15 protein-coding genes are annotated in these 15,880 nt (G+C 53.9%); 5 read left to right on the top strand and 10 right to left on the bottom strand.

Annotation, left to right across the window (positions count from 1 at the left end):
- Positions 1-37: 37 nt before the first annotated feature.
- From rpoH to ftsY, 4 genes are all read right to left on the bottom strand, one after another.
- On the bottom strand, positions 38-928 hold the full coding sequence (rpoH, locus tag H8K47_RS01750) for an RNA polymerase sigma factor RpoH (protein ID WP_186879713.1): 891 nt from the start codon (positions 926-928) through the stop codon (positions 38-40).
- Between the two features lie 295 nt (positions 929-1,223).
- The gene (locus H8K47_RS01745) at positions 1,224-2,138 is read right to left on the bottom strand and encodes a cell division protein FtsX (protein WP_186879712.1); all 915 of its coding nucleotides are present in this window, start codon (positions 2,136-2,138) and stop codon (positions 1,224-1,226) included.
- A 23-nt stretch (positions 2,139-2,161) separates the two neighbouring features.
- Positions 2,162-2,836 carry a cell division ATP-binding protein FtsE gene (locus tag H8K47_RS01740; RefSeq protein ID WP_162019013.1) on the bottom strand — a complete coding sequence of 225 codons (675 nt, stop codon included), beginning with the start codon at positions 2,834-2,836 and terminating at the stop codon, positions 2,162-2,164.
- Between the two features lie 12 nt (positions 2,837-2,848).
- Entirely contained in the window at positions 2,849-4,000 is a 1,152-nt protein-coding gene (gene ftsY, locus H8K47_RS01735) for a signal recognition particle-docking protein FtsY (protein WP_186879711.1), read from the bottom strand.
- A 102-nt stretch (positions 4,001-4,102) separates the two neighbouring features.
- Here ftsY and rsmD point away from each other — a divergent pair, with 102 nt between their 5' ends.
- From rsmD to H8K47_RS01720, 3 genes are all read left to right on the top strand, one after another.
- The gene (gene rsmD / locus H8K47_RS01730; RefSeq protein ID WP_186879710.1) at positions 4,103-4,771 is read left to right on the top strand and encodes a 16S rRNA (guanine(966)-N(2))-methyltransferase RsmD; all 669 of its coding nucleotides are present in this window, start codon (positions 4,103-4,105) and stop codon (positions 4,769-4,771) included.
- A 174-nt stretch (positions 4,772-4,945) separates the two neighbouring features.
- The gene (gene coaD / locus H8K47_RS01725; protein WP_162019011.1) at positions 4,946-5,440 is read left to right on the top strand and encodes a pantetheine-phosphate adenylyltransferase; all 495 of its coding nucleotides are present in this window, start codon (positions 4,946-4,948) and stop codon (positions 5,438-5,440) included.
- 56 nt (positions 5,441-5,496) lie between these two features.
- On the top strand, positions 5,497-5,751 hold the full coding sequence (locus tag H8K47_RS01720) for a YfhL family 4Fe-4S dicluster ferredoxin (RefSeq protein WP_186879709.1): 255 nt from the start codon (positions 5,497-5,499) through the stop codon (positions 5,749-5,751).
- A 41-nt stretch (positions 5,752-5,792) separates the two neighbouring features.
- Here H8K47_RS01720 and H8K47_RS01715 read toward each other — a convergent pair whose 3' ends face one another.
- From H8K47_RS01715 to H8K47_RS01705, 3 genes are all read right to left on the bottom strand, one after another.
- Positions 5,793-6,920, bottom strand: coding sequence for a GGDEF domain-containing protein (locus H8K47_RS01715; protein ID WP_186879708.1), 1,128 nt, complete (start codon positions 6,918-6,920; stop codon positions 5,793-5,795).
- A 23-nt stretch (positions 6,921-6,943) separates the two neighbouring features.
- Positions 6,944-7,789, bottom strand: coding sequence for an MOSC domain-containing protein (locus H8K47_RS01710; RefSeq protein ID WP_186879707.1), 846 nt, complete (start codon positions 7,787-7,789; stop codon positions 6,944-6,946).
- Positions 7,790-8,044: 255 nt separating this feature from the next.
- On the bottom strand, positions 8,045-9,100 hold the full coding sequence (locus tag H8K47_RS01705; RefSeq protein WP_230410134.1) for a GlxA family transcriptional regulator: 1,056 nt from the start codon (positions 9,098-9,100) through the stop codon (positions 8,045-8,047).
- 89 nt (positions 9,101-9,189) lie between these two features.
- Between H8K47_RS01705 and H8K47_RS01700 the strand changes: the two genes are divergently transcribed.
- The gene (locus tag H8K47_RS01700; RefSeq protein WP_186879706.1) at positions 9,190-9,834 is read left to right on the top strand and encodes a cysteine hydrolase family protein; all 645 of its coding nucleotides are present in this window, start codon (positions 9,190-9,192) and stop codon (positions 9,832-9,834) included.
- A gap of 113 nt (positions 9,835-9,947) precedes the next feature.
- Here H8K47_RS01700 and ychF read toward each other — a convergent pair whose 3' ends face one another.
- The 3 genes from ychF to H8K47_RS01685 all read right to left on the bottom strand — a co-directional run bounded on the left by ychF (position 9,948) and on the right by H8K47_RS01685 (position 14,247).
- Entirely contained in the window at positions 9,948-11,039 is a 1,092-nt protein-coding gene (ychF, locus tag H8K47_RS01695) for a redox-regulated ATPase YchF (RefSeq protein WP_186879705.1), read from the bottom strand.
- A 23-nt stretch (positions 11,040-11,062) separates the two neighbouring features.
- Positions 11,063-12,457 (bottom strand): MATE family efflux transporter, encoded by a 1,395-nt coding sequence (locus H8K47_RS01690; RefSeq protein ID WP_186879704.1) that lies wholly within the window; start codon positions 12,455-12,457, stop codon positions 11,063-11,065.
- A gap of 89 nt (positions 12,458-12,546) precedes the next feature.
- Positions 12,547-14,247 carry an SgrR family transcriptional regulator gene (locus tag H8K47_RS01685; RefSeq protein WP_186879703.1) on the bottom strand — a complete coding sequence of 567 codons (1,701 nt, stop codon included), beginning with the start codon at positions 14,245-14,247 and terminating at the stop codon, positions 12,547-12,549.
- A 209-nt stretch (positions 14,248-14,456) separates the two neighbouring features.
- Here H8K47_RS01685 and H8K47_RS01680 point away from each other — a divergent pair, with 209 nt between their 5' ends.
- Positions 14,457-15,845: an MFS transporter gene (locus tag H8K47_RS01680; RefSeq protein WP_186879702.1), complete on the top strand. Its 1,389-nt coding sequence runs from the start codon at positions 14,457-14,459 to the stop codon at positions 15,843-15,845.
- Positions 15,846-15,880 lie beyond the last annotated feature (35 nt).

Raw genomic sequence — 15,880 nt, 5'->3', positions numbered from 1 at the left:
TGTAGGAAAGGAGCAGTAGCAACTTAGTTAGAGAAACTTAGTTAAAGCTGCTGAGAGCACCCTTCATTTTTTTCAGTGCCGCACTTTCGATTTGGCGGATACGTTCTGCGGAAACGCCATATTCATCGGCCAGTTCATGCAAGGTAGCGCCGGAGCCATCGTCGTTCTTCAACCAGCGTGATTCGATGATGTGACGTGAACGCGGGTCCAGTTTGGCCAAAGCAGATTCCAGACCTTCGCTTTGCAATCTGTCGTACTGACGGGTTTCCAGTACACGGGTCGGTTCTTCAGACTCGGTTTTCAGGTAAGCAATAGGTGCAAATTTATCATCATCGTCATCACCCGGTGCATCCAGCGCGATATCATGGCCAGATAAGCGCATTTCCATTTCGATCACTTCTTCGCGTTTCACGTCCAGCGATTTAGCCAGTGCATCGATTTGCTTAGGCGACATCGCTTCCAGACCTTCTTTATGGCTGCGCAGATTAAAGAACAGCTTACGCTGTGCTTTGGTGGTGGCCACTTTGACCAGGCGCCAGTTTTTCAGGATGTATTCATGCATCTCTGCTTTGATCCAGTGCATCGCATAGGACACCAGACGCACGCCCTGATCCGGGTCGAAACGTTTAACGGCTTTCATCAGGCCGATATTACCTTCCTGAATCAGGTCAGCATGCGGCAGTCCATAGCCCAGATAACCACGGGCGATAGAAACCACCAGACGTAAGTGCGATAACACCAGTTGCTGGGCTGCAGCCAGATCATTCTGGTTGCGCAAACGCGTTGCGAGATCAACTTCCTCTTCGTGAGTCAGCATAGGCAGCCGGTTAACAGCAGAGATATAGGCGTCAATATTACCGAGCGTGCCACTGAAACCCAGTGCCAGCGCATGGCTGTCAGTTGCGGGGATAAGTTGTGTCGATGTCATTACTATTGTTCCTCCTCATTGCTGCCTGAGTCCAAGCACTCAGATCAAACAGGTCAAGTACCTATATTAGCACTCTCTGACAAAGAGTGCTAACAATCCGAAAAAATGCTACATGGCAATTATTTATGCCTGCTTGAATGATTTTCCAGACAAGGTCAGTACGGCTTAGTCCATATAGAATAGACTAAGAAAAATCTGGAAAGTTGCATTGCAATAGAAAATTGCAGGGAAGAATTGTTGTTTGGGAATGAAGCGGGGGGATGCCGGGCTGCCAGCGCAACACCCGGCTTCAGATTCAGCTGGCGCGTGCAAGTTGCCTGCGTACCGACAGGTAAGCGCCGATCAGGCCCAGGCCAACGCTGGTACCGAGTAAAGCCAGGCTGGGTAACAGACCCAGTGGAACCAGCCGGAATTCTGAGGCATACAGCTTGGCAAATTCTGCAATAGCCTGGTTCAGCGGTTGCAGGCTGGCTGCAATTACGCCCAGTGCAATCGCACCTGCCAGGATGCCCAGGAAGGCACCCGTGTAGTAATAGGGCCGGTGTATAAAGGTATTGGTGGCACCCAGCAGGCGTGTTACGGAAATTTCGGCCTGATGAGAAATCACTTGCAAGCGGGTCGCATTAAACACCACCACCACAACAACTACGCCAAGGGTAATCGCCATAAACAGCAGGCCCATCTGGAAAATCTGCACCAGTGCTGCCAGTCGCTTCACCCAGGCAGAGTCCACCTGCACCACGTCCACATCGGGCAGTGTGCGTAACTGTTCCACTAATTTTTCCAGCTTATCGGTATCTTGATTCGATAAAGACAGCACATAGGCATCTGGCAGCGGATTGCCGCCCAGCGTAGACAGTACTTCGGCAATACTGGACGCATCCTGCATCGCGGCCAGCGCTTTTTCTTTGGGAGTGAAACTGAGTTTAGCGCTGATGTTCTGGTCTTTCAGCAGCTTTTTGATCGGTATAGACAGGGCAGTTGCGCTGCTGCGCTGCGTATCCGGCGTCAGGAAAATGCTGATTTCCGGCTCTATCGACAGTTGTGCTGACACCGGACGTATATTTTCTATCAGGGTCAGACCTGCAATAGGCAAGGCCAGCGCGATCGCGACCACCAACACATTAAACAAAAAATTTCCCGGGGCCGCACGTAAATGGGTCAGTGCGCTTTTGATTGCAAACAGATGTTCTCTCAACCAGATGGTCATGTCATTTCCTTGCAGGCTAAGGTTCAGGCAGCGACAGCGGCTTGCCAGGAATCGGCTACCTGTCCGTGACGCAGGTAAATCACGCGGCTGGCCTGATCCAGAAATTGTTCGTCATGGCTGGAAATCACGCAGGTCACCCCTGCACTTTGAAATATCTTGAGCGCACTGAGTACCTTGTTCGCATTGTCGCGGTCGAGGAAAGCCGTTGGCTCATCGGCCAGAATAATTTTAGGCCGGTTGACGATCGCACGCGCAATGGCTACCCGCTGTTGTTCTCCGCCCGACAACTCCATAGGCATCGCCTGCGCCTTATCCGGCAGACCGACCTTGTCGAGCGCAATGCGTGCGCGCGATTCGGCTTCGCTGGCGGAGGCTCCGGTCACGATCAGCGGCAGCATCACGTTGGCCAGTACATGGCGGTCCGACAGCAGTTTTTGGTCCTGCAGGATCAGCCCCAGTTTGCGCCGCAAGTAGGGCAGGCTGCCTGCTTTGAGTTTGCTGATGTCCTGACCATTGACGATCACGCGGCCGCTGCTGGGTTTTTCTATACCAGCGATCATTTTCAATAAAGTCGATTTCCCCGCACCGGATGCACCGGCCAGAAAAATCAGCTCTCCATCCGGGATAGAGAGCGACACATCGCGCAGCGCATAGGCATCGCGGGAATACTGCTTACTGACATTATCAAATTCGATCATGGTAGCTCGCTTTTAATTGAGCAGGGCGTCAACAAATTCCTGGGCATTGAAAGGCTGCAGATCTTCGATCTGCTCACCAATACCGATAAAGTAGACCGGTACCGGGCGCGTTTTCGCTATCGCTGCCAGTACACCACCTTTGGCCGTGCCATCGAGTTTAGTGATCACCAGTCCGGTGAGTTGCAATGCATCGTCAAATGCCTTGACCTGGGCCAGGGCATTCTGGCCGGTATTGCCATCGATGATTAACAGCACTTCCTGAGGTGCGCCATCCATGCCCTTGGCAATCACGCGCTTAATCTTTTTCAGCTCTTCCATCAGATGTAACTGGGTTGGCAAACGGCCAGCAGTATCGACCATCACTACATCGGTACCGCGCGCTTTAGCTGACGCAACTGCGTCAAAAGCAACTGCGGCCGGGTCTCCGGATTCCTGCGCGATCACGGTCACGTCATTACGTTCACCCCAGATCGTCAGCTGTTCACGCGCCGCAGCACGGAAAGTATCACCTGCGGCCAGTACCACCGATTGCTGATGGGTCTGCATGTGTTTTGCCAGCTTGCCTATGGTGGTGGTCTTACCCGCACCATTGACGCCCGCAATCATCATGACCAGCGGCTGATACTGACCCAGTACTAAGGGCTTTTGCAGTGGTGTCAGCAAATCGATCAGTAAAGTTTTGAGTGCTGCCTTGACCTGTACTGCTTCGGTCAGCTTTTCTTCTTTGACTTTCTTTTTCAGTGCATCGAGCAAAAACAGGGTCGCTTCCACGCCTGCATCGGAGGTCAGCAAGGCAGCTTCCAGCTCATCATACAAGTCATCATCGATGCGCGCACCGATGAACAGCGTGGTCAGATTCGACGAGGTTTTGGCCAATCCTGCTTTCAGGCGGCTCAGCCAGGATCGCTTTTGTTCCGGTGCAGGTGCGGGCGCTGCGACGATTTCTGCGGGTTGCGGTGCCTCAGTCTGCACGTCCTGCACCGGTGGTGTGATGGCCGCAGGCGTGATAGGAGAGGGTGTGACAGCAGAGGGCGTGTCGGCGGCCGGCGCAGGGCTGGTGCTGAAAGAGGTGGCTGGCGTTGGTGCCGGTGCTACCGGGGCACTGGCTGGCTGTTCCGGCACGGGCGCCGGTTCTTTGGGTTTTCGTTTGAAAAAGCTAAACATCGGGGATGAATTTGTCGAGTGCGGGAAGGTATACCTCACTTCCCTGGATTAGAATGCTGCCATTCTAACAGACAGCGCTGGGTAAAATGACTTACCCATGTCATGCAAACAATGAAAACAACTGGCAAAAAAAATGTCGCGCCCAAGCGAGCTACCCATCAGATACGCATCATAGGTGGTCAATGGAAGCGCAGTGTACTGAGCGTGATTGAGGCGGAGGGTTTGCGTCCTACCCCCGACCGTGTGCGAGAAACTGCGTTTAATTGGCTCAATCACTTGTTTGATGCCTACTGGACGCAACGCCAGTGCCTGGACCTGTTTGCGGGCAGCGGTGCACTCGGTTTCGAGGCAGCCAGCCGTGGCGCGCAAAGCGTGACGATGGTAGAAAACCACACTCAGGCCTACCAGCAGTTAGCTGAGGTCAAAAGCAAACTGGGTGCTGAGCAATGCCAGTTACTGCGCAGTGATGCGCAAAAAGCAATAGCTCAATTGATCGCTCAGGGAAAACAGTATGATTTGATTTTTCTGGACCCGCCGTTTGGTAAAGACTGGCTGCACAAAATGTTATCCGTTTGTCAAAGTTTATTGTTACCCAAAGGCTTGCTATATGTCGAGGCGGAATTTGCGCTGAATCCTGAATCGGACGATGCCCACATGCAGGAATTGTTGCGAGGTTGGCAGTTGTTGCGGGCCGATAAGGCAGGAAGTGTGTATTTTCACCTTCTGCAGCGCAGCAATTTGGCGCATGAGACGCACGAAATTAAGGCATAATGCCGTTTCAAATTGTTTAGGACTGTCGCAAAACCTGCCCAGCGGCGTTATGGTTCCTTGCCGTACAAATGTACTGTCTGCGTGACCGTACCCGGCCGGCACAAATTTATGTCAGTCCTATTGTTAAGTCTTGGTGCAAACCCTGTACGATAAGTGAAAAAAAAGGGAGTGAAGATGGTCACAGCCGTTTATCCGGGAACATTCGATCCTTTGACCCGTGGTCATGAGGATTTGGTACGTCGCGCCTCAGGCTTATTCGATACGCTGGTGGTGGGCGTTGCCGACAGTAAGAGCAAGCGTCCTTTTTTCTCACTGGAAGAGCGCCTGAGTATCGCCAATGAGGTATTGGGGCATTATCCGAATGTGCGGGTAGAGAGTTTTTCCGGCTTGTTAAAAGACTTTGTACGAAAAAACGATGCACGAGTGATCGTACGCGGTTTGCGTGCTGTATCGGATTTTGAATATGAATTTCAGATGGCGGGCATGAACCGCTATTTGCTGCCGGATGTCGAGACTTTGTTTCTGACGCCTTCAGATCAGTATCAGTTCATCTCCGGTACCATCGTGCGTGAAATTGCGATGTTTGGCGGCGATGTCTCCAAATTTGTATTCCCTTCAGTAGACCGTTGGCTCAAGCAGAAAGTCGCTGCGCTCAACGAAAATAAGTAAGCAGTATCACACCTTGCCGGGCATGCAGGCAGGGTGGTTTTCAGAAAGAGATAGACATGGCGTTAATGATTACAGACGATTGCATCAACTGCGACGTTTGCGAACCCGAGTGCCCGAATGATGCCATCTTCATGGGCCCGGAAATTTACGAAATCGATGCACACAAATGCACCGAATGTGTAGGTCACTACAAAGAACCGCAATGCAAGCAGGTTTGCCCGGTCAACTGTATTCCGTTTAATCCTGAATGGCGTGAGACGCCAGCGCAACTGCAGGCTAAGTACGAGCGCTTGCAGGCAGAGCAGCAATAAGCCAGCCTGGTTGCGCAGTCGCGCGGCCAGTACTCCAACGCTTACTGATAACAGACACGGTTACGGCCACCATGTTTGGCCGCATATAAAGCGTGATCGGCGCGCGCCAGCATCTCGCGTGCAACATGGTGTGCATCGCCGAAATTCTCTTGTAGACCAACCACTGTAAGGCCGATAGAAATACTGGTCTTGCATTGTCCGCCATCGGTCAGCGAAAACGGAGTGGATGCAATACTGCGGCGTATGCGTTCGGCCACCATTGCCGCATCCTGCAGGCTGGTATTGATGAGTAAGACGACAAACTCCTCGCCGCCAAAACGCCCCAGTGTATCGCTGAGCCGCAGCTCAGTCTTGATGCGGCGCGCCACTTCGCACAGCACATCATCTCCCCCCTGATGACCGCATTGGTCATTGATATTTTTGAAGTAGTCGATATCCAGGTACATGCACGCAATGCTGTAATTCTGGCGCCGTGCACGAGCGATTTCCTCCAGCATGCGTTGTTCCACATAACGCCGGTTGCTGACCTGGGTCAGCGGGTCGGTCAGACCTATATACACCAGGCGCTCATTATTGAGCACGTTTTCCAGGCAGATCGCGATGATAGAACCCAGGCGCTCAATAAAGTCGGTCGCCATACTGTGTTGGAAACGATCCGCTTGCAGACTGCCCAGATTCAGATAGCCAATCAGCTTATTCTGACGCAGCAGTGGTATCACGGCCACGCTGCGAGGCTTTTTGTGGCAGCAGCGGAACAGACTCGCGTGGTGCAGGTCTTGATAAGGACCCAGTACAGGCTTGAGCAATGGCAGGCTGTGGATCTGCAATTCTTTACTATGGCGTATGAAATGCAGATGTGGAAATGCAGACAGATCAATGCGCAGATCGGCCAGCATTTTTTGCAGGTCTGTGCGTGGGTCGAGTAAGACCAGCGTCACCATATCCAGTTCAGAGGTGATCGCGAGCGCACTGAAAATATGGCTGATCAGCTCTTCGAAATGACTGGCACCGATGATCTTCAGATCGAAGTGCTGGTGCCGCTCCATGATGTTCTGATTGCGGTGCGCCTGCTCCAGAATATTTTGCAGACGCGTGCGCAGCAGGAGATTTTCCTGACGCATTTGCTCTAGCTGATGCTGGATCTGTGCCGGATGCTGAGTGTGGTTCATGGCGATCGGATGGCTTTCCGGTCTCAGAATGCGATGTCTATGTCGAGCTGCGCACCAACTTGCAGTGTTTGCCCCAGTCCCTGCGCTACGATCAGATTCACGCCAAATGTGGTTTCACCATCGACCTTGGGATTGGAACGATAGCTTTGCAGAATATCGACCGGATTCCATCCGGCTATCCCGCTGGTCTGATCCACGGCAGGCATAGGACAGCGCGTACAGGGTTTGACCGAGCGCAATTCGATGCCGTCACTGAAAACAAATTGTGCTGCATAATCTTCTTCAAACGCCGGGCTGTCTGCGATGACCAGATTGGGACGGAAGCGATTGATGGGGACGGCAGCATGGCCTTGCGCGACAGCGCGCTGATTCAGGTCATCCAGCGAGGACTGTGCCGCCAGCAGGAAAGGATAGCCATCGGAGAACAACGTGCGCACGGCAGGCTCACCGGTCCACTTGAGGCTGGCAGTGCGTTGCGCATGTGGCGCAACCTTCACCAGTCGGCAGTTCTCTCCCAGTGCCGCAGAAAACCATGCAGCTATCGTATCACCCGCATCCAGCGCAGGCAGGGTGTCGTCCCATACAGTGACGGTGGATTCACGCTGCCATACGATATCCGGCGGCAGCGCGATATCTGGCCGCCCAGACCAGCTGACGTGCAGTACCCCATCCTCAATCTGGATGCGCAGGCGCGCCATGTGCGGATGACTGCGTTGTGTCAGAAACTGACCATCCGGCGTGACCAGCATCCATTCACGGTCACGGATGCCCTGATACACCAGACCGCTCTCACCGACGACTGCGTTGCTCAGGCTAATGCCGGCGCAGGATTTAATCGGATAGAGCGTGAGTTCGCTGAGGTAGGGCATGCGGATTCCGGCAAAAGAAAATACAGAAGCAGATATTTAAGATCTACACAAATTCGTCCCGATAAGGCGGTGCGACGTGGGGATGATTTTGTGTAAGTTCTCTATTGTAGAACGGTTGTGTTCAGTCAGTGTTACAGTTTTTTTCTGCATTCCACTTTTTATGTGATGTTACAACGACAAACGCTTTACGTCAGTCGGCTTGTGGGCGCAACACAACGATAGCGGGAGCGCGGTGAAAGCACGCTCTGAGCGAGGTCAGACAGTCACATTCGTGCGGAATTGCTGGCGGTAAGTGGATGGTGATATCTGTAGTTCCCGCGCGAAGTAACGCCGCATCATCAGCGCCGAGCCAAAGCCGCTTTGCAGCGCAATCTGTTCTATGCTTAGCTCACTGCTCTCCAATGCCCGCTGCGCATGGTTCAGGCGCTGATGCAGCAGCCATTTGCCTGGACTGCTGCCGGTCTGTTGCTGGAAATGGCGGGTAAAGCTGCGCCGGCTCATACAGGCGCGCGCTGCCAGGTCATCGACAGACGGCGTTTCACACAGATGGGCCAGCATCCAGTCCATCAGCTGTGTCAGCCGCTGGTCGCTGGCTGACTCCGGCAGTGGCCGTTCTATGTATTGCGCCTGACCTCCTTGCCGGTGCGGTGCCACCACCAATTTGCGCGCCACTTGTGCCGCCGCTTCTGGGCCACATTGTGTGCGCAGAATATGCAGACAGCAGTCAATCGCCGCCGCCGTGCCTGCTGAAGTCATCACATCAGGATGTGCCACATACAGCACATCAGGTGCCAGACACACGTCCGGAAAACGCAGCGCAAATTCGCGTGCCGCAGCCCAATGTGTGGTTGCAGTGCGCCCTTGCAGTAAGCCGCATTGTGCCAGTACGAATGCGCCCAGACACAGACCCACCAGCATCGCACCTGCTGCATGGGCTTTTCTTAACTGGGTCAGCAGTTCGGGTGGGGCAGCGCGCAGGTCCTGGTGCCAGGACGGAATGATCACGATATCCGCTTCGCGCAGCGTACGGTAACCATAGCGCGGTTCTATGTAAAAACCAGCACTGCTGCGCAGTTTACGGCCGCCACGCTGGGTTTCTGCAGCACAGACTCTGACTTCAAATGCAGCTGCTTCTCTGGTCTGGACTGACTCGCCAAACACCAGACTGGGGACCGATAAATGAAACGGGCTGATGCCGTCAAAGGCAAGCACCGCAACCCGTACCGGCGCGGGAGAATAGGGAGATGTTGTCATGGCCTGATTGTATCGGTAAATGGCAATTGGGTCACTCTGCAGATGCAGTGAATTCATCCACAATCCTATCCCATGCAGTTCAACTTTGCTGCCCATACTAAGTCTGGCTGTACTACGCAGCCTTCACCACACCGAAAGGAAATACGATGACTACATTGAACCAGACTGCATCTGCACCGCGTCGCGCCCTGATTGTGATTGACGTCCAGAATGAATATTTCAGCGGCCAGATGCGTATCAGCTACCCGGATCCAAAGCGTTCTTTACAGCAGATAGGTCGCGCTATGGACGCCGCCCATCAGGCTGGTATACCGGTCTTCGTGATCCAGCATTCGGCGCCGGAAAATGCACCCATATTTGCACGTGGTTCTGATAATTGGGCCTTACATGAAGAGGTTGCACGGCGTCCATCGACCGTACATATAGAAAAGACGAAAGCGAGTTCGTTTACAGGAACCACGCTGGACGCGCAATTGCAAGCCTTGCAGATTGATACGCTGAGCATCGTTGGCTATATGACGCATAACTGCAATGCCAGCACCGTGTTTGAAGCGGCTCATCGCGGCTATCAGGTTGAAATCTTAAGCGATGCCAGTGGCTCTCTGCCTTACAGCAATGCGGCTGGTGCGGCCAGCGCAGAAGAAATCCATCGTGTCTTTCAGGTGGTATTCCATTCCAATTTCGCGAGTTCCTGCAGCACCGACCAGTGGTTAGCCGCACTCGCTCAACAAGTCCCGCTCAGCCGCAGCAACGTCTACGCCTCGCATCAGGATGCGCTCAGCAAATCGTAAGCCGGCCGTGACCAGCCCCAAGCGCCGATGCCAATAAAAAAGCGGAGCCTGCTTAGGGCTCCGCTTTTTAGTGTGAACTCAGGTCTGCGCAGATCTGAGTTATGACGTTCAGTTTAGACATTGAACAGGAAGTTCAGTACGTCGCCGTCTTTGACGATGTACTCTTTACCTTCAGCGCGCATTTTGCCGGCTTCTTTGGCACCGGCTTCGCCTTTGAACTGGATATAGTCGTCAAATGCGATGGTCTGGGCGCGGATGAAGCCGCGTTCGAAGTCGGTGTGGATCACGCCGGCTGCCTGGGGTGCGGTATCGCCAACGCGGATAGTCCAGGCGCGTACTTCTTTAACGCCGGCGGTGAAGTAAGTCTGCAGACCCAATAATTTGAAACCAGCGCGTATCAGGCGATCCAGGCCTGGCTCTTCCATGCCCATGTCGGCCAGGAAGTCGGCTTTATCGGCATCATCCAGATCAGCGATTTCCGCTTCGATCGCTGCGCAGATAGAGACGATAGGCGCGTTCTGAGATTTGGCGTATTCAGTCAGCTGGTCCAGCAAAGGATTATTGGTGAAGCCGTCGTCCGCTACGTTAGCGACATACATAGCCGGTTTAGCGGTGATCAGGCACAGCGGTTTGAGCAGGGCCATCTCTTCTGCATCCAGACCCAGTGCGCGTACTGGCTTGGCATCGTTCAGTGCAGGCATGAGGCGTTCTAACAAGGCAACCAGTTTGGCAGCGTCTTTGTCGCCGGAGCGGGCTTTTTTGTTTTCGCGGTGGATGGCTTTTTCCACGCTGCCCATGTCGGCCAGTGCCAGTTCGGTCTGTATCACTTCGATGTCATCGAGCGGGCTGACTTTACCTGCGACGTGGATCACGTTCGGGTCTTCAAAGCAGCGCACTACGTTGACGATGGCGTCGGTTTCGCGGATGTGTGCCAGGAACTGATTGCCCAAGCCTTCACCTTTAGACGCACCGGCCACCAGGCCGGCGATGTCAACGAACTCCACGATGGCGTTCTGGACGCGTTCAGGTTTCACGATCTCGGACAGCTGTTTCAGGCGTGGATCAGGAACTTCCACCACACCGACGTTAGGCTCAATGGTGCAGAAAGGATAGTTTTCTGCCGGGATGCCCGCTTTAGTCAGTGCATTGAATAAGGTGGATTTGCCGACGTTAGGCAGGCCGACGATGCCGCATTTGAGACTCATGATATTTTGCCAGTAAGATGGAATTAACCCGCTATTTTACCGGAATTAGCGCTCAATCTGATCCTGCCTTGACTGATCCTGTGCAAATAAGCGAGTAACAGGATGCCAGCCACAGTCAGACCAGACACCAGACCGATCCAGAAACCTGCTGCCGCCATTGGTGTTTGTGGTCGCCATGGCAACCAGTCAGGGGCCAGCCCCAGCAGGCAGCCTATAGGCAGCGCAAAGCCGTAAAAGGCCATCAGGTGGATCAGCATTGGGGTGCGCGTAATTTTGTAACCCCGGATTGCACAGGATGTGGTGACTTGGGTCGCGTCCGATAACTGGAATATCGCTGCGAATAACAATAAGTCCGCCGTCAGGCGCTGTACCGCCGGGTCCGAGGTGTAAGCGGCCGCGATCAGGTCACGGAATATCGTAATCATGCTGGCCGACAGCACAGAAAAAATCACACCCAGGCTGACGCCAACCCAGGAGATAAAGCGGGCGCGCTCTGCATCGCCTTCTCCCAGACTTTGCCCGACCCGGGTGGTGAGGGCGATGCCTATGCTCATCGGCACCATGAATACCAGCGAAGAAAAATTCAGGGCGATCTGGTTGGACGAGACTTCGATCACGCCAAAGCGTGCGATCAGCAGACCAACTGCGGAAAATGCCGATACTTCAGCAAAATAAGTCACGCCTATCGGCAGACCCAGCTTCAGCATGGAACGGATTTCCGGCCAGTGTGGTGGTTCTGACTGGTGGAAAGGATAGGTCTCCTGATACACCGGTGAGTGCCGCATCCACCATAGCATCGCTGCCAGCATCAGCCAGATACCAAGGCCGGTCGCCAGTGCACAGCCGCTGGCACCCAGTTGTGGTAAGCCAAAGCGGCCATAGATGAACAGCCAGTTAATGAGGATATTGAATGCCAGGCCAGCCACTGCGATCAGCATCACGGGTTTGGTTTGATTCAGGCTGGTGGTATAGCCATACAGCGCACGGTACATCGCGAATGCCGGCATGCCTATACTGATGATATGTACAAAGCGTGCGGCTTTTTCCTGTGCCTGTGGCTCCAGCATCAGATAGTCAAACACCAGCGTGGACGCGTTCAGCAGCACACAGCCGGCCAGGCCTATGCCCAGCCCCATCCACATAGATTGCCGGACCACATGCGGCACGCGCTGGGTTTGCCCGGCCCCGATTTCATGTGACACCACGGCATTGACCGCCATCATCACGCCCATCGCTGTCACCAGCACGATAGTCCAGAGTGAGGTGCCAAGCGATACCGCAGCCAGTTCTTCGGCACTGAAGTGACCGGTCATAGCGACATCCGCCACGCCCATGCCGACGGTAGCGAGTTGTCCTATTAATACTGGCCAGGCTAATTGCCACAGGGCGGCGGCTTCGGTGCGGATGCGGTTTTTCATGGTGAGACGAGTGAAATGCTTTACAGCTGGACCCGCATCTTACCTTATCTGAGCGTATGCACTCAAATGGTGCTGTCCGCTATGGCTGGCTATTGCTGAGGTTCTGGCGTGTTCTTCAGCCACAGTTCGCAGAAAGAGACAAAGCCCAGCGGCGTCATACGCACTCCGGCTACATGGGGTGCCACGCTGACGAAATGATTTTCGTGGGACACCGGTATCAGCCATCCGTCTTCCACTAATTGTTGGCCGATACGGGCGTAGCCGGGCATTCTGTTTGCGTTGTCGGGCTCAGCCTGTATGCTGCGTAATTGCTGATCGATTTGCTGCCACACCGGGGGCGGCATCCAGCGCCGGTACAAGGTGTCTGCGCTAAACCATTCAAAGCAGCCAAAGTCCTGATCATCGTGCATGATTTCTCTGGCGAGGTATAAGTCGCATTCCTGCATCCACGCGCGGCTCATCTGTTCTTTGAAATTGACAGTGCGCCATTCGACTTCGAGTCCTGCGGCCTGCAGTCTGGCTTGTATCAATGCACCTAGGTGCAAAATTTCATTCGATTGTCCAGTCACAAAGCGTAGCTTGCTACCGTGCCGTAAGGCCGGGCGTTCACTTGCACGTGCGATGCGGTGGGTCCAGCCCGGCAGTAAACCCGCTGCGGGTTTGCGTGCCGGATCGTTGTATGGAAACAAGGTTTCCGGTGCAAGCCAGTCAGCCCAGTCAAGTCTTTGTTGCGTAGTGCGGAACAGGGGATGGGCTGGGTTGCAAATCAGATGTGTGCAGCCGGACTCAGCAATCATGGTGCTTTGCTGTTTGCCAGCCTGGGCTGGGTCATAGCCGAACTGCAAATCGAAGCCTGCCTGTTCCTCGCTGGGCTGCATCACCCATAGATCGATTTCATCCAATAAAGCGCCTTCGCGATAATACGATTTAAACGCCTGCAGACTGAGTTGGTAGGGATTATTGCGTATCACTTTAAATGCGCCGCAGCCAATTGGAAATTGCGCGAAATTGCGCGCACGCTGGCGAGGCACGATAGACGACATTGCGCTGGCCAGGCAATGCGGCCATAAGTAGTCGCTGTGCTGTAAGTAAAAGCTGATACGTTGATTGGGTCCCAGATCTATGCGGTCGATATGACGGTACAGATTTTGATACATCGAATACTGATCGCGCAGTCGTAAGAACGTTGCTTTCACGTCTTCCGGTCCCAGTTCACTGCCATCATGAAAGCAGAGTCCGGGGCGTAACCAAAAATGCCAGACGCGCGCATCGTCTTCACTTTCCCAATGATGCGCAAGTACCGGACGCAGGCTGCGCTGCTGATGATCAAAGGTCAGCAGCCGTGAAAAAATCTGACGGATCAGATGCGCTTCCAGTCTGCCGTACGCATGTAAAGGATCGAGGCTGGCAATCGGCCGGTACAGCGGCATGCGTAATAGCTGTTGCTTACCGTCGGATAAGCCCAGATAGGCGGGTAAGCGGCTTGCCAGTTGCTTGCGTTGCGCGCGACCCAGACTCGCAAAAGCCTGCTCCAGATCTCCGCGTGCAAGCAAACCCGATAAATGATCCAGCGCGAGTGCATCCGGCGTTTTCAATAACTGCAATTGCGAGTGATGGCCACGTCCACGTGCCGCAGTCCACAGCAGCCAGCCCTGCTCCTGCATTTTGGCCAGCAGATGACGCATATTTCTTTCACTGCAATGCATGGCCTCTGCCAGCGCAGGCAGGCCGGGTTGCTGCCTGCCTTGCATGAGTTCATAAAGCTTGGTGTATTGGTCGCGCAGTTTCATACGTATGGATCAGTGAGCATCTGCTTCTTAAATTCGGTGCTGAATTATGCAAGCTTAAAACAAACAGAAAAGCGGAAATAAAAATATTTTCTTCTTCCATTTTTTTTGTCTGCTTTTATACGGATACTGATTTCATCCCTGCCGCAAGCCTGGTTTGTGTCGCAGTTGCGCGGTGGTTCAATGCATATTTTCCGCTATTGGGGTCAGCCATGAAGTCAGCCAGCTCTGTCAATCGTCATCGCCTGGATCGTATGAGTCCTTTGCGTCGCCTCCTGTCAGGCATGCGTTCAGGCCTGCAGCATGATGTGCTGGCATTTCCTGCACCGGTGCGGCGTTTGTTGGCCAGCTCATTCGTCTTCGTCATCGGGCGAGCATTTGCGCTACCGGTGATGGTGCTGTTTTTGACCCGGCAATTAGGGCTGAGCCAGCATGCGATAGGCTGGATATTGGGCGGCAGTATGCTGGTCGCAACAGCGTCCGGTGTGTTTTCCGGTTATCTGGCTGACCGTATTCCTAAGCCGCGCTTAATGGCCTGGGCTTGTGTCTTGGTGGCGCTGAGTTCCTTATTACTCAGTCTGACTGCCTATGCCTGGCTGGCCTTTCTGATGCTGGCGCTGATTGAATCAGCTTTGGTATTACGCAGCATTGCTTTGAAGTCCATGTTGGCAGAGTATTTGTCGCCAGTTGAGCGTGCGCGCGCTTTTTCGATGAATTATTTGTTGATTAATCTCGCATTCGCACTTGGCCCTTTGTTTGGTACCTGGCTGTTTGGCTGGGCGCTGGCCGCCCCCTTATGGATCGCCGCTGGTTTTGCTTTGCTGGCTTCCTGGCTGGTTCAGAATCTGGCGGTGACTGCGCCAGCAGACGCGGCATTGCAAAGGCCTGCGGCTGTCGCACCGGCGCGCTTCAGAGATACCTTACGGGATTTGCGGCAGGACCGGCGTTTGCTGTCATTCACGATTGCCAGCATGCTGACGTCCTTTGTATTTGGACGATTTATTACCGGTTATTTATCGCAGTATCTGATTAGCAGCCAGGGTGTGCAGGCGGCGGCTGATTTGCTGCCAGCGATGCTGATGGTGAATACCATCGGTGTGGTCGGTTTGCAGTACCTGATCGGCAAACGCATACAGGCACAAAGCTTCCTGCGCTGGATCAGCATGGGGATAATGATGTACGTCCTGGGACTGACGGGTTTTATGTTTGCTGATCAGCGCTGGCAATGGATGCTGGCGACCGCCTTGTTCACGGTGGGTGAGGTGATCGTGATTCCCTGTGAATTCCTGTGTATCGATATGATTGCACCGCCTGCGCAGCGTGGCAGTTATTACGGTGTGCAAAGTCTGGCAACGCTGGGGACCGCACTCAATCCCGTTGTCAGCGGATATTTGCTCACCCATTTTTCTGCGCATAGCATGTTTATGGCTTTGATCAGTGCTGCGCTGGCTGGTTTGCTGTGCTATGTGCTCGGGATGCGTGCACAAGCACGTGGTAGTGCTAAGCCAGTAGCGCCCGGTAAGGTGCTGTGCTCAGCTTGTCCTCGTGCGGAACAGCGCATGGCCAGTACCGCTGTCCGTAGCTTGCGTGGTTTTTTTTGACGGCAGGCATCTACGGTAAAAAAAATATCAAAATT

The organism is Cognatundibacterium rugosum (assembly GCF_014284365.1).
Classification (GTDB): domain Bacteria; phylum Pseudomonadota; class Gammaproteobacteria; order Burkholderiales; family Burkholderiaceae_D; genus Undibacterium; species Undibacterium rugosum.
This window is presented reverse-complemented; position numbering and strand designations above follow the sequence as displayed.